Origin of the sequence: Mesorhizobium sp. CO1-1-11 (genome assembly GCF_020164995.1) — a bacterium.
GTDB lineage: Bacteria > Pseudomonadota > Alphaproteobacteria > Rhizobiales > Rhizobiaceae > Mesorhizobium > Mesorhizobium australicum.
On sequence record NZ_JAIUHE010000004.1, the window covers coordinates 211,349 to 225,029 of the forward strand.

Genomic DNA, 13,681 nt, shown 5'->3' on the forward strand with positions numbered 1-13,681 from the left:
CATGGGCGGCGAATTGGTGCTTGTCACCGGCGGATCGGGTTTCCTCGGCGCGCACTGTATTCTTGCCCTGTTGAAGGCGGGCTATCGCGTGCGCACGACGGTGCGCTCCGCCAGGCGTGAAGCCGACGTTATCGCCATGCTCGAGGCCGGCGGCGGCGAGCCGGGCGACAGGCTTTCCTTTGCCATCGCCGACCTCATGAGCGATGCCGGCTGGCCCGACGCTGTCGCCGGCTGCGACTATGTCCTGCATGTCGCGTCACCATTTCCGCCCGGCGCGCCGAAGCATGAGGATGACCTGATCATCCCGGCTCGCGAAGGCGCGTTGCGCGTGCTCAGGGCGGCGCGAGACGCTGGCGTCAAACGCGTCGTGCTGACCTCGTCCTTCGCCGCCATCGGCTATGGCAAGATGCCGCCCGGCGGCCGGCCTTTCACCGAGGAGAGTTGGACCGATCCGACGGCCAAGGTCAGCGCCTATGTGAAATCGAAGACGCTCGCCGAGCGCGCGGCCTGGGATTTCATCGCCGCCGAGGGTGGCAAGCTGGAGTTGGCCGTCGTCAATCCGGTCGGCATTTTCGGACCGGTGCTCGGGTCCGACCATTCGACCTCCACCGAATTTGTTCAGCGCATGATGAACGGTGCGATGCCTGGGTTGCCGCGCCTGTCGTTCGGCGTGGTCGACGCGCGCGACGTGGCGGACCTGCATGTGCGCGCAATGACCAATCCCGCCGCCAGTGGCGAGCGCTTCCTGGCTGTTGCCGGCGATTTCATGACCGTGCGGGAGATCGCCCAGACGGTGAAAACGCGGCTCGGCGCGGCCGCCTCGCGGGTCACGACACGGGAGCTTTCCGATTGGTTGGTGCGGGTGGTGGGGCTGTTCAACGCGGAAGCCGCGCAACTCGTGACGGAACTCGGCAAGGTCAAGAACGCCACCAACGCCAAGGCGGTGCGCATGCTCGGCTGGGCGCCGCGCTCGCGCGAGGACGCGCTGGCCGCCACCGCCGAAAGCCTGGTCCGGCTCGGGCTGGTCAAGACCCCGAAATAGCGCGGCGGGAGAAAGACTTCCCGCCGCGCTGACATCAACCCGCCAGTGCGGCCTTGTTGGCCTCGAGGAACTGCTTCAGCGGTACCGATTTCCGACCGGAAAGTGTCTCGACCGAATCCGTTACCATGCCAAGGTCGCCGGCGCGCGTGGCGGCGTCGAAGGACACCAGGAGCCTGGCGATCGGCTCTGGAAGCCCGGCTGCCTTCATGCCTTCGGTCAGCGCTTCATCGGAGAGCTGGACGATCTGGATCGGCTTGCCTGTGACTTCGGTGACGAGCACGGCGACTTCGGCTGAAGTATAGGCCTTGGGGCCAGTCAGCGTGTAAGTCGTGCTTTCGGTGTTATCCGAAGCCAGCCCCGCGGCTATGGCCGCGGCAAGGTCGTCACGCGCGCCATAGGAAATCGCGCCGTCGGCCGCCGACGTATACCATTGGCCCGATGCGAGGATTTGCGGCATCGCCATGAACAGGTTCTCGTCGTACCAGCCGTTGCGGAAGATCGTGTAGGGAATGCCGCTGGCCTTGATCGCCTGCTCGGTGTCGTAGTGATCGGGGGCAAAGAGCACGGCGGAACCGGGTTCGGTGTTGGGCAACGAGGTGTAAAGCAGGTGGCCAACGCCAGCCTGCCTGGCCGCCGCGACGGCGGCAAGCTGCTGCTCGCGCCGCTTTCCCTGGATCGCCAGCTCGTTGGTCGAAATGATGAGCGCCCGGTCGGCGCCCGCGAAGGCTTGGGCAAGCGAGGCCCGATCGTCGAAATCAGCCTCGCGAACTGTGACGCCGCGCGCCGACAGGTCGGCAAGATTGGCGGGCGTGCGGGTTGTGGCGATGATCCGGGCCGCCGGCACCTCGAACGTGTCCAGCAGATGGTTGATGACGCTGCGGCCGAGCTGGCCGGACGCGCCGGTGACGAGAAGAGTTGCGGTCATGGGGGATCCTGACATTGCGCCGGAAGGGCGGTTCGGGTGGTGGTCTCAAAAAGAGACCAGCACTAAAATAGGAATTGACCCGGTGCGGTAAAGAAGGCAGTTTTTGGGGAGGTAGGCACGCGCAGGGAACCAGCCATGGACAGCCGGACCGTCAATCTGAAATCCAAACTCGAAGTCTACAAAGCGATGACCGACGGCGGAAACATTGCCGATTGCCCGGTCCGCGACGTCATCCAGGGACTCAATGGCAAATGGAGTTCGCTGCTGACAACGGCGCTGGCCGAGCAGCCTTATCGCTTCGGCGAGCTGCGGCGGCTGGTTCCCGATATCTCGCAGCGCATGTTGACCCAGACGCTCTACGATCTGCAGCGCGACGGCTATGTGCGCCGCGAGGTGTTTCCGACCAAGCCGCCCAGTGTCGAATACAGCCTGACCGACCTTGGGCGATCGATGTTCGACGCTTTGCAGTATCTGCTGCAGTGGGCCGAAAACAACCACGACGCAGTGCGCGGCGCGCGGACTGCCTTCGATTCGACGCAAGCTTGACCAGCAGGCTAGCGCTCGGCGTCGCGACTTGATTTCGTCCGGCGGCTGAAGGATTGTCCCGGCCAATCGGCTTGGGGGCAGCGGCATTTCCTACGGTATCGCAATCGCCGGCGCTGGTCCGGCCGGGCTCGCCGCGGCGCTTTATCTCAAGCGCGCCGGCCACCGCGTCACCATCTTCGAGCGCTTCGAGGAACCGAGGCCGGTCGGCTCCGGGCTGATCCTGCAGCCGACTGGGCTGACGGTGCTCGCCGATCTCGGCCTGCTCGACGACATCATGGCGCTGGGCAGCAGGATCGACCGGCTGCATGGCGTCGATGCGTCGAGCGGCCGCACCGTGCTCGATGTCCGCTACGATGCCCAGCGCGGCAACCGTTTCGGCCTGGCGGTACACAGGGCCGCCCTGTTCGGCGTACTCTTTCGCGCTGCCCGGCGCGAGGCGATCCCCATCGAGACCGGCGTCGAAATCGAGGCCCTGGAGACCGGCGAGCGGGTCACGCTGATCCGAGGTCATGGCCGAAGGGAAGGGCCGTTCGATCTAATTGTCGACGCCAGCGGCGCGCGCTCGAAGCTGCGGCGGTGCGCCGGTAGTGCCGAAGCGCCACGGCCACTCACCTATGGCGCGTTCTGGGCATCGCTCGGCTGGCGCGGCGAGGGCTTTGACGAGCACGCGCTTCTGCAGCGCTACGACAAGGCCAGCGTGATGATCGGCGTGCTGCCGATCGGGCGGCCCGAGCCGGGCGCCGAAAGGATGGCGGCCTTCTTCTGGAGCCTGAAACCGGCGGATGCCGATATAGTCCGCAGCTTCGGCATCGATGCCTGGAAGGAGCGGGTGGTGCGGCTGTGGCCGCAGGCCGAGGCGTTCACCAGCCAGATCGACAGTTTCGACCAGCTCTCGCTGGCCCGCTACGGCCATCACACGATGAAGTTTCCGGTTTGCCGGCGGCTGGCCGTGATCGGCGACGCCGCCCATTCGACCAGCCCGCAGCTTGGCCAGGGCGCCAACATGGCGCTACTCGACGCCGCGGCACTTAGCTATGCGCTGGCGCGAGCGGACGGCGTGGAGACAGCGCTGGAAGTCTATGCGCGAGCGCGGCGCCGGCATGTCAGGGTCTTTCAGGCACTGTCGCTGGCGTTCACGCCCTTCTACCAGTCGGATTCGGTGGCGCTGCCCTTCATCCGCGACAGGCTGGTGGCGACGATCGCCAAGATCCCGCCGGCGCCGCGGTTCCTGGCCTCCATGGTCGCCGGCACGGTGATCGATCCGTTCAGGCGGGCTGGGCTTGCCGAAGCGCTATGGCCGGATCGCCTTGCCGAATGAGGCTTGATAGAAATGATCCCTTCGCCCGCAGGAAGGCATGCAGGCGCTGCGGATAGTCCGGCGCCACGGCCTGCCTGATCGACGGACGGTCACTCAACGCACTGCGCCAAGCCTGGACAAGCGGCTTGCCGTCAAGAATACCGAAATCGCCGATCCGATCGAAGGCGTCGAGGTAGCGGAAGACCGGACCGTAAACGGCATCGACGAGGGAAAAGCGGCTGCCAGCGAACCATGGCCCGCTCCGCCCGGCGCCGCCCGGCAGTTCAGCCTCAACACGGTCGAACATCGCCGATAGCGCGCTGGCTTCGGCGAGGAAGCCGGCCTCGCTCGGCGCTGAATAGAACCGGCCGATGGTGTTGAGGATGGCTGAGCCATACTCGATCCAGGCACGGTGCCGGGCGCGTGCATAGGGGTCGGCGGGATGGAGGGGATTGGCCTGCGTTTCCTCGAGGAATTCGAGGATGACCGCGGATTCGAAGATTATCGTCTCGTCGCCATTTTGCCGTACGCACAGCAATGGCACCTTGCCGAGCGGCGAGATCGCCTTGAACCAGTCCGGTTTGTCGGCAAGGTCGATGTCGATCCGCTCGAACGGCACGCCTTTCTCGGCCAGCGAAATCGCGGCGCGCTGGACATAGGGGCAGAGCGGATGGCTGACGAGAACAAGAGTGTCGGCGGGTTTCATAGGAATGTGCCTTTCGATATCGATGCAATTGCATTTATGTAGATGCATGTGCATTGAACGTCAAGCTTGATGCATCTGCATCTATCGCCTAGGGTGGGCCATGACCGAAAAAGCCAAGCCTTCGCCTGAAGCCATCAAGGCCTGGGCCCGCCTGATGCGGGTTTCGCGCCAACTGATGGAACGGGCCGAAGACGCGCTGAAGGAGGGCGGCCTGCCGCCGCTCGCCTGGTACGATGTGCTGCACGAGCTTGCCGAGGCGGGCGAGGGTGGGTTGCGGCCGTTTCAACTGATCGAACGCACCCTGTTCGCGCAGTACAACATCTCGCGTCTATTGGCTCGGCTCGAGGCCGACGGGCTGGTCGAGAAACTGCCGGTGGCCGATGATGGCCGCGGCCAGACCATCCGCGTCACGCCCAAGGGACGGGAGACGCGCCGCCGCATGTGGGCGATCTATGGCAGGTCGATCGAGGAGTTGGTTGGCGCGAAGCTGTCGTCGGATGAGCTGAGCACGGTCTCGGCGCTGCTGGGCCGCCTGCGTCATCCGCCTACCGCGGACTGAGCACACGGATTGCGCGGCTGCGCGGACATAAGCGGATTTTTTCTCCTTTGCCCTTGCGCCGCTCACCGGATTGCGCAATATGCCGAACCGTAACGTACGGTACGGCAGGTCGAATTCACGCCCTGCCTTGTCCTTCCGAGGGAAGAGCGTGTTGCACAGCGTGCCCGACATCGACAACAGCGAGGCGCTGACGGAGCGGCAGCAGGCCGTCCTGGACGCGGCTTTGCGGCTGCTGGTCGAGGAGGGCGATCATCTGACCATGACCGCCGTGGCGCGTCGCGCGAGCTGCTCGAAGGAAACACTCTACAAATGGTTCGGCGATCGCGACGGACTCTTGACGGCGACCGTGCAGTGGCAGGCCTCGAAAGTGCGGGTGGCTTCGGTCGACGGCAAGGGGCTTGACCTTGCCTCGCTCACGGCGAGCCTGGAGCGCTTTGCCTCCGACTGGTTGAAGGTGATCTCCAGCGATACGTCGATCGCCCTCAATAGGGTGGCGGTCGGCCATGCCGGTTCGGGGAAGGACAATCTCGGCGCCGTCGTGCTGGAGAATGGGCGCTTTGCGCTGGCCAAGCGGCTGAAGCCCGTGCTGGAAGCCGGCCGGCAGGCCGGGCTCCTTGAATTTACGGATGCCGAGACGGCGTTCCGTACCTTTTTCGGGCTGGTTGGCCGGGACGTGCAGATCCGCCTGCTGCTCGGCGACCGGCTGGAATTGACTGAAGCGACGATCGGCGGCGATGCCGTCCGCGCGACGCAGCAGTTTCTCGCTCTTTTCGGAGCAAAAAACGGGCCGCAAGGCCTCTGATCTTCAAAAACGGGAAGGAAGACAAAATGCGTGTCTATTACGATCGTGATGCCGATCTGAACCTGATCAAGGGCAAGAAGGTCGCCATCATTGGCTATGGCAGCCAGGGCAGGGCGCATGCGCTCAACCTCAAGGATTCCGGCGCCAAGGAGATCGCGATCGGTCTCAAGGCCGGCTCGGCGACCGCCAAGAAGGTCGAGGCCGACGGGCTCAAGGTGATGAGCGTCGCCGATGCCGCCAAATGGGCCGACCTGATGATGATGGCGACGCCCGACGAATTGCAGGCCGACATCTACAAGAACGAAATCGCGCCGAACATCCGCGACGGCGCCGCGATCGCTTTCGCGCACGGCCTCAACGTGCATTTCGGCCTCATCGAGCCGAAGTCGACCGTCGACGTCGTCATGATCGCGCCAAAGGGCCCGGGCCACACGGTGCGCGGCGAATACCAGAAGGGCGGCGGCGTGCCGTGCCTGGTCGCCGTCAACCAGGACGCCTCGGGCAACGCGCTCGATCTCGCGCTTTCCTACGCCTGCGGCGTTGGCGGCGGCCGTTCGGGCATCATCGAGACCAATTTCCGCGAGGAATGCGAGACCGACCTGTTCGGCGAGCAGGTCGTGCTGTGCGGCGGCCTGGTCGAACTGATCCGCGCCGGCTTCGAGACGCTGGTGGAAGCCGGCTATGCGCCGGAAATGGCCTATTTCGAGTGCCTGCACGAGGTCAAGCTGATCGTCGACCTGATCTATGAAGGCGGCATCGCCAACATGAACTACTCGATCTCGAACACCGCCGAGTGGGGCGAATATGTCTCGGGTCCGCGCATCATCACCGCCGAGACCAAGGCCGAGATGAAGCGCGTGCTGAAGGACATCCAGACTGGAAAGTTCACCTCGGAATGGATGCAGGAATACCGCGCCGGCATGTCCCGCTTCAAGGGCATCCGCCGCAACAACGACGGCCACCAGATCGAGGAAGTCGGCGCCAAGCTGCGCGCCATGATGCCGTGGATTTCCAAGAACAAGCTGGTCGACAAGGCCAAGAACTGAGCGAACCACGCTTCGCGATCAATAACGAAAACGGCGCCACGTGGCGCCGTTTTCATTTCTGGTATCAGCCGCAGGCAACTCAACTATAGGGCGACCAGCATTGCTGGCGCGGGCCATTATAGGGTTGGAACGTGTTGTCGTAGGCGCGATACGAGCGGTAGCGGTTGTAGCACCATTGCACATGCGCGTTCGACAGCCGGCCGGCGCGATAATAGCGGCGCGGCGCCGGCGCATAGTAATCGTAGTTGTTGTAGTTGTTGTACATGCTGCCGAGGCCGAGCCCCAGGCCGAGACCGAGGACCGCGGCAGCGCCATCATCGTAGTAGCGTCCGCCACGATAATAATGACGGCCGTGGCGCCAGCGCCAGTTGTCGCCGCGGTTCCAGTTGCCGCCACCGTTCCAGTGGCGGCCGCTCCAGTTGCCTCCGCCATTCCAGTGGCGGCCGTTCCAATTGCCTGACCGGCGCCATCTCCAATCGCCGCCGTTGTTTCCGCCAGCCCAGCCCTCGCGGACCGGGATGACCGTCGGGGCGGCGGTGCTGGCCGGGATCGACACATCCGGCTGCAGAATCGGCGCGGCAGCGGATGGCGCCGTGATGCCGGAGACAATACCGAGCGCTATCAGCCCGGATTTGACAGTGGAAGAAAAGAGCGCGTTCATTGCACTTCTCCAAGAGAACAGGCCCCACGCCTACCCTGGGAATGGGCTTACCGTGGACCTTTGCGTCTGAACGGCGGATGAACGGAAAGGTTCCGTCAACCATGGCGCGAAAGCCACCGGGACCAAGGGATCCCCGCTTGTGGTCCTGCGATCTTGTTTTCCGCCGCTCTTGCAGGCAAAGGTCAGCGCATGTCGCTGCGCCTTGCCACCTTCAATGTCGAGAACCTGATGAACAGGTTCGATTTTTCCGGCTTTCGCAACCAGCTCAACGAGGATCGCACGCTGGCGCTCTTCGATATCCAGAGCGAGGCCGAATACAAGATGCTGGAACAGGCGCGCGCCATCGCGCAATCCGACGACACGCGCCAACTGACGGCGTTGGCGATTGCAGCCGCTCGTGCCGACATCATCTGCATGCAGGAGGTCGACAACATCGAGGCCTTGAAGGCCTTCGAGTACGGCTATCTGTTCAAGATGGTGGGGCAGGGCTACCGCCAGAAATACACCACGTCGGGCAATGATTCGCGCGGCATCGATGTCGCGGTGATGATGCGCAACGAGACCGCGCAGGGACAGCCGATCGAATTCGTGCGCATGACCAGCCACGCCTATGTCACCTACGAGCAGTTCGGGTTGCATACGCCCGAGCTGGCGGCCCTCGGCAACCAGCCCAATGAACGCATCTTCCGGCGCGACTGCCTGGAGGTCGACATCAAGGTGGGCGGCGCGCCGATGACGCTTTATCTCGTGCACTTCAAGTCCATGGGCTCGCCCCGCAACGGGCTCGACGGACGCGAGGCGACAATGCCGGTGCGCATCGCGGAGGCGCAGGCCGTGCGGCGCATCATCGAGGAGCGTTTCGGGGCGGAGCACGCGGCCGACAAGCGCTGGGCGATCTGCGGCGACATGAACGATTACCGCCAGCGGGTGAAGATCGCCGGCGATGAGGTCGACGGCTACCGTTTCGAGGTGGTCGACGAGAACCTGTCCTGCATCAATGTGCTGACGGCGGGCGGCTTCTGTGAAAATGTGGTCGAGCGGCGGCCGGAAATGAACCGCTGGACCTTCTATCACACACGCGGGCCGCAAGAGCGGCATCTGTGCCAGCTCGACTATATCCTGCTGTCGAAGGGGCTGGCGGCGAAGAACGCCACCGCAGTTCCCGACATCATCCGCAATGGCCAGCCCTGGCGCACGATCTTTCCCGCGGGCCAGGAAGTCGAGCGCTTCCCGCGCGCCGGCTGGGACCGGCCAAAGGCCTCGGACCATTGCCCGGTGGCGATCACGCTGGACATGGCCTGAGCCGACATGAGTTTTGATCTTCCGCGCAATGTCATCCTGCCGGTCGATGCCATCGATGTCCGTCTCGATCCCGGCCCGCATCCCTTCGCGGTGGAGAATGCCGCGGTGATTGCCGAGAACTGGCGGGGCGAGATCGAGGCCAATCCGGCGCTGTTCGACGGCATTGTGGTGCTGCTTTCCGAGCTTGCCTATCGCGACCGCAGCCTTATCGGCCGCTGCCATGCGGTCAATTACTCGACCTTCATGCTGTGGCGGAAGCGGCGCGAGAATTCCGGCGCCGAACACGCCTATGCCCATGCCGTGCTGGTGGCCGGGGACAACGCTCTGGTGGCGATCCGCATGGGACCGCGAACCGTCAGTGCCGGCCGGGTCTATTTCGCCGCCGGTTCGTTCGAGCCGATCGATTTCCGCGACGGTCTCGTCGATGTCGATTTCAACATGATGCGCGAGGTGCGCGAGGAGACCGGCATCGACCTGTCGAACGCCAGGCGTGGTGTGCGCTGGCACGCCCTGTCGACGGCAAGCGGCACCGTCATCTTCCGCCGCTATCACGTCGACGCGCCCGCCAATGAGATCGCGCGCCAAATCTTGGCCTTCGTCGCCACCGAAGCCGACCCGGAGATCGAGGGGCCGGTGATCATCCGCCATGCCGGCGACCTGCCGGACGGCCTGTCGCCGCACATGAAGCCGCTGATCGAGTGGCATTTCGCGCGCGCAGACTAATATCGGTGCGTACCAGTTGTATCTGATAGCAGATTTTCCATACTGATAGCAATGACATCATTGTGGATTGGAATGATATCGATGAGCGCCGTCACGATCCGCAATTTGCCAGAGGAAACGCTCCGCGCCTTGAAGGTGCGAGCAGCGCATCATGGCCGCAGCACTGAGGCCGAAATGCGTGAGATCCTGGAAACGGCCGTGCGGCCGGCCAATCGGATCAAGCTCGGCTCGCTGCTCGCCGCCATTGGCCGCGAGGCCGGATTGTCGCATGGGGATGTCGATGCCTTGCAGCAGCTCCGCGACAAAACACCGGGCGAGCCGGTGCGGTTCGAATGATCCTCATCGACATCCATGTCATTTCCGAGCCGTGGAGACCTGCACCCGATCCTCGCGTCATCGCGTGGATCGACGCCCAGGCCGCCGAAACCCTGTATTTATCGGCCGTCACCGTGGCTGAGCTGCGTTTCGGGATCGCGGCCATGCCTGCCGGCAAGCGTCGCACGATCCTCCATGACCGTCTCGATCAGGACGCGTTGCCGCTGTTCGCTGACCGCATTCTGCCGTTCGACCTCGACGCGTCGCGCGCCTATGCTAACCTCATGGTGCAGGCGAGAGCCGCAGGCAAGGCGATCGGCAACGCCGACGGCTATATCGCGGCCACGGCCGCGGTACACGGCCTCACGGTCGCCACCCGCGACACCAGCCCATTCGCGGCCGCCGGACTGAGTACCGTCAATCCGTGGGAAGCAGCGGTATAACCGGCGTTCCCTACCAAGCCATAGGCGAGCAAGGGATAGGACAAGCCCGCCGGCGCGGCCATGCTATTCGTGACGCAAGGCGTCGATCGGATCGAGCCTGGCGCCGCGCAGCGCCGGGAAGAAGCCGAACACCATGCCGATCAGCGCGGAGAAGCCGACGGCAAGCAGAATGACGGCCGGGCTTGGCGCGAAAGGTATGGTCAGCGTCACCGAGGCAAGGCCGGCCAGCGCCAGCCCAATCAGGATGCCGATGATGCCGCCAAGCAGCGACAGCACGGTCGCCTCGACCAGGAACTGGATGAGGATGTGCTTTTCATGCGCGCCGATGGCGAGCCTGATGCCGATCTCGCGCGTGCGTTCGGTGACCGACACCAGCATGATGTTCATGATGCCGATGCCGCCGACCAGCAGGCTGACACCGGCGACCGCGCCCAGCATGCCGGTCATCGTCGTGGTGGCGCTGGCCATGGCGTCGGCGATCTGGGTCATGTCGCGGATGCCGAAATCGCTCTCGCGGTCGGGCGTAATGCGGCGCGCATCGCGCAAAATGTCCTCGACGCGCGGCTGCAACTCGGTGGTCGGCGTGCGGTCGTCGGCGGCGATGTAGATGTTGTCGATGTCGCGATTGCCGGCGATGCGGCGTTGATAGGCGGCGAGCGGCATCAGCACGACATTGTCCTGGTCCTGGCCGAAGCCGGTGTAGCCTTTCGGCTCGAGCAGGCCGATGATCCTGCAGGAGGTGCGGTTGACGCGGATGATCTCGCCCTCGGGATCGCCGGCGCCGAAGAATTGCTGGCGCACCGTCTCGCCGATCAGGCACACACCGGTGCCGGAGCGAGTTTCGGAATCGCTGAACGGCCGGCCGGACACCAGCTTCCAGTCGCGTGCGTCGAGATAGGCGCTGTCGGTGCCGGTGACGCCAGAGGTCAGGCTCTCGGTGCCGAAGATGACGCGCACCTGCTTCTGCGCGGCCGGCGAGATGGCGCGCGCGCCGGTGAGATGCGCAACCAGCGCCGCCAGATCCTTTTCCGCCAGCGGCCGCACCGCCTGGTCGAGCCCGCCCGGACCGCCGGGGCCGGCCGGGCGCCCGGCTCGGACGACCAGCAGATTGCTGCCGAGCTTGGAAATGTCGGACTTGACCTTTTGCGTGGTGCCGGAGCCGATGGTCAGCATGGCAATGACGGCGGCAACGCCGATGACGATGCCGAGCAAGGTCAGGAACGAGCGCAGCACGTTGCGGCGGATCGAGCGCAGCGAGAGGCGGACGGTTTCCCAGATCATGCCATCTCCATATTCATGGTGTCGGAGGCGACATGGCCGTCGAGGAAGCGGATGGTACGCTCGGCATATTCGGCGACATCGGCTTCGTGGGTGACCATGGTGACGGTCAGGCCAAGCTCTTTGTTCAGACGCGTCAGCAGCTCCATGATCTCATGCGTGCGTGCGGTGTCGAGATTGCCGGTCGGCTCGTCGGCGACGAGCAGCGTCGGCCTGGTGACGATGGCGCGTGCGATCGCCACGCGCTGCTGCTGGCCGCCGGAGAGTTCGGCCGGCGTGTGATGCTCGCGACCGACAAGGCCGACCTCGGCTAGCGCCTGCATGGCAAGGTCGCGGCGCTCGCGGGCGGCGACGCCGCGATAGATCAGCGGCAGCTCGACATTTTCGGCCGCGGTGGTGCGGGCCAAGAGATTGTAGCCCTGGAAGACGAAGCCGACATAGAGGTTGCGCAGCATGGCGCGGCGGTTGCGGTCGAGCCGGCCGGCATCGACGCCCATGAAGGAATAGGTTCCGGCCGTCGGCGTGTCGAGGCAACCGATGATGTTCATCGCCGTCGACTTGCCGGAGCCCGATGGGCCCATGATGGCGACGAATTCACCGCGCCGGATGGCAAGATCGACTCCGGCCAGCGCATGCACCTTGGCTTCGCCCTGGCCGTAGCTCTTCCAGACCTTGTCGAAGGTGATGAGGGGGGCGCCCGCGGCCACTGCCTCAGCTCCGCGACTGCGAAGCGGTGATGATCTGAGCGCCTTCCTCCAGGCCGGAGGTGATCTCGGTCAGTTCGCCATCGGTCGAACCGATCTTGACGTTGACCGGACGCGGGCGGCCGTTCTCCAGCACATAGAGCGTGCGGGAACCATCGGTCGGGGCCTTCGCCGCCGGGCGCTGGCGATTGCCGCGGCCCATGCGGCCGGTGAACAGGTCGCTCAGGCTCCAGCCGCGCGCCGCTTGCTGCGCCGGGCGATAGCGGAAAGCGGAAGAGGGCACGGTGAGCACGTCCTTGGCTTCCCTCGTGACCACAGAAACGGTGGCGGTCATGCCGGGCCGCAGCAGCAACTCGTTGTTGTCGACTTCGAGCCGCGCATTGTAGGTGACGACGCCGTCCGTCGTGACCGAGGCATAGGAGATGTCGCGGATTTTGGCGTCGAACGGCCGCTCCGGGAAGGCGTCGACGGTGAAGCGGGAATGCTGGCCCGACTTGACCGCGCCGATATCGGCTTCGTCGACCGCCGCCACCAGTTCCATGTTCCTCAAATCGGCGGCGATGATGAACAGCACCGGCGCCTGCAGCGAGGAAGCGACCGTCTGGCCGGGGTCGACTGAACGCGTCAGCACGATGCCGTCGATCGGCGCGAAGATGGTGCTGTTGGCAAGGTCGGTCTGCTGCGACTTGAGATCGGCATTGGCGATGGCGAGATTGGCCTCGGCGCTATCGAGTGCCGCCTTGGAACGGTCGCGCGTCGCGGTCGCCGCCTCGAGCGACTGGTCGGTTGCCATGCCACGCTTGGTCAGGGCCGCGGCGCGGACAAGCGCGCTCTCGTTCTCGGCGAGCGTCACCCTGGCGTCCTCCACATTGGCGGCCGCTCCCTTGGCGGACGCTTCGGCGCGTTCGATCTGGACCTGCAGCTTGGCGGTGTCGAGGGCCGCCAGCACGTCACCCTTCTTCACCTGCTGGTTCTCGTTGACCGCGACCGAGCGTATGATGCCTGAGAGCTGGCTTGATATGTCGACCTGGGTGAGCGGCTGCAGCGTGCCTGTCGCCGACACCTGGACGGTGAGGTCGGCCTTGGCGGCCGGCACCGTGGTGTAGTCAATCCTGGTCGGCGTGCCCGCATACCATTGATAGAGGCCAAGGCCGGCGGCAAGCACGATGAGGGTCAGCAACGCATAGAGCCAGCCACGCCGGCGCGTCCTGCGCCGACCGGTCTGGTCGAGCCCAAGCGCCGTCTCGATGGCGGAATCCGATTCCGTCTTTGGCAGATTGACAATCTGGTCCACGTCGGACCCCTATGATGCGTAATGTCCCTGTCTGTGCA

The 13,681-nt window shown here is 64.7% G+C and carries 16 protein-coding genes; 10 read left to right on the forward strand and 6 right to left on the reverse strand.

From position 1 onward, the window contains the following. Position 1 precedes the first annotated feature (1 nt). Complete coding sequence (locus LB554_RS06270) at positions 2-1,042, forward strand: SDR family oxidoreductase (protein ID WP_224583599.1); 1,041 nt, start codon at positions 2-4, stop codon at positions 1,040-1,042. Positions 1,043-1,076: 34 nt separating this feature from the next. Here LB554_RS06270 and LB554_RS06275 read toward each other — a convergent pair whose 3' ends face one another. After that, positions 1,077-1,967 (reverse strand): SDR family oxidoreductase, encoded by an 891-nt coding sequence (locus LB554_RS06275; RefSeq protein ID WP_224583601.1) that lies wholly within the window; start codon positions 1,965-1,967, stop codon positions 1,077-1,079. Between the two features lie 135 nt (positions 1,968-2,102). Here LB554_RS06275 and LB554_RS06280 point away from each other — a divergent pair, with 135 nt between their 5' ends. Together LB554_RS06280 and LB554_RS06285 are read left to right on the forward strand one after the other, a co-directional pair. Next, entirely contained in the window at positions 2,103-2,513 is a 411-nt protein-coding gene (locus LB554_RS06280) for a winged helix-turn-helix transcriptional regulator (protein WP_224583603.1), read from the forward strand. Positions 2,514-2,565: 52 nt separating this feature from the next. After that, positions 2,566-3,831, forward strand: a complete 1,266-nt coding sequence (locus LB554_RS06285; protein ID WP_224583683.1) for an FAD-dependent oxidoreductase — start codon at positions 2,566-2,568, stop codon at positions 3,829-3,831. Here the strand turns inward: LB554_RS06285 and LB554_RS06290 are convergent. Further along, positions 3,779-4,516, reverse strand: a complete 738-nt coding sequence (locus LB554_RS06290) for a glutathione S-transferase family protein (protein ID WP_140615768.1) — start codon at positions 4,514-4,516, stop codon at positions 3,779-3,781. The genes LB554_RS06285 and LB554_RS06290 overlap by 53 nt on opposite strands. Before the next feature lie 100 nt (positions 4,517-4,616). Here LB554_RS06290 and LB554_RS06295 point away from each other — a divergent pair, with 100 nt between their 5' ends. The 3 genes from LB554_RS06295 to ilvC all read left to right on the forward strand — a co-directional run bounded on the left by LB554_RS06295 (position 4,617) and on the right by ilvC (position 6,923). Beyond that, positions 4,617-5,075 (forward strand): MarR family winged helix-turn-helix transcriptional regulator, encoded by a 459-nt coding sequence (locus tag LB554_RS06295; RefSeq protein WP_140822154.1) that lies wholly within the window; start codon positions 4,617-4,619, stop codon positions 5,073-5,075. 148 nt (positions 5,076-5,223) lie between these two features. Continuing rightward, positions 5,224-5,877: a TetR/AcrR family transcriptional regulator gene (locus tag LB554_RS06300; protein ID WP_224583605.1), complete on the forward strand. Its 654-nt coding sequence runs from the start codon at positions 5,224-5,226 to the stop codon at positions 5,875-5,877. Between the two features lie 26 nt (positions 5,878-5,903). Continuing rightward, positions 5,904-6,923, forward strand: coding sequence for a ketol-acid reductoisomerase (gene ilvC, locus LB554_RS06305; RefSeq protein ID WP_140788742.1), 1,020 nt, complete (start codon positions 5,904-5,906; stop codon positions 6,921-6,923). 79 nt (positions 6,924-7,002) lie between these two features. Here ilvC and LB554_RS06310 read toward each other — a convergent pair whose 3' ends face one another. Next, positions 7,003-7,584: a BA14K family protein gene (locus LB554_RS06310; RefSeq protein WP_140724080.1), complete on the reverse strand. Its 582-nt coding sequence runs from the start codon at positions 7,582-7,584 to the stop codon at positions 7,003-7,005. Between the two features lie 189 nt (positions 7,585-7,773). On the opposite strand from LB554_RS06310, the gene LB554_RS06315 reads away from it, so the two are divergent. From LB554_RS06315 to LB554_RS06330, 4 genes are all read left to right on the forward strand, one after another. Further along, positions 7,774-8,886 (forward strand): endonuclease/exonuclease/phosphatase family protein, encoded by a 1,113-nt coding sequence (locus tag LB554_RS06315; RefSeq protein ID WP_015317313.1) that lies wholly within the window; start codon positions 7,774-7,776, stop codon positions 8,884-8,886. A gap of 6 nt (positions 8,887-8,892) precedes the next feature. After that, positions 8,893-9,609, forward strand: a complete 717-nt coding sequence (locus LB554_RS06320) for a hypothetical protein (RefSeq protein ID WP_224583607.1) — start codon at positions 8,893-8,895, stop codon at positions 9,607-9,609. A gap of 81 nt (positions 9,610-9,690) precedes the next feature. Continuing rightward, the gene (locus LB554_RS06325; RefSeq protein ID WP_224583609.1) at positions 9,691-9,945 is read left to right on the forward strand and encodes a FitA-like ribbon-helix-helix domain-containing protein; all 255 of its coding nucleotides are present in this window, start codon (positions 9,691-9,693) and stop codon (positions 9,943-9,945) included. Next, positions 9,942-10,367, forward strand: a complete 426-nt coding sequence (locus LB554_RS06330; protein WP_224583611.1) for a type II toxin-antitoxin system VapC family toxin — start codon at positions 9,942-9,944, stop codon at positions 10,365-10,367. The genes LB554_RS06325 and LB554_RS06330 overlap by 4 nt, the downstream gene beginning before the upstream one ends. 63 nt (positions 10,368-10,430) lie before the next feature. On the opposite strand, the gene LB554_RS06335 is transcribed toward LB554_RS06330, so the two are convergent. Genes LB554_RS06335 through LB554_RS06345 form a run of 3 tightly spaced genes read right to left on the reverse strand, consistent with a single transcriptional unit; the run spans position 10,431 to position 13,643 of the window. Beyond that, positions 10,431-11,648, reverse strand: a complete 1,218-nt coding sequence (locus tag LB554_RS06335; protein WP_224583613.1) for an ABC transporter permease — start codon at positions 11,646-11,648, stop codon at positions 10,431-10,433. Then, a complete protein-coding gene (locus LB554_RS06340; protein ID WP_015317319.1) occupies positions 11,645-12,352 on the reverse strand; it encodes an ABC transporter ATP-binding protein in 708 nt (235 codons plus the stop codon). Before LB554_RS06340 ends, LB554_RS06335 begins: the two co-directional genes overlap by 4 nt. 4 nt (positions 12,353-12,356) lie before the next feature. Beyond that, on the reverse strand, positions 12,357-13,643 hold the full coding sequence (locus LB554_RS06345) for an efflux RND transporter periplasmic adaptor subunit (protein WP_224583615.1): 1,287 nt from the start codon (positions 13,641-13,643) through the stop codon (positions 12,357-12,359). Positions 13,644-13,681: the final 38 nt, after the last annotated feature.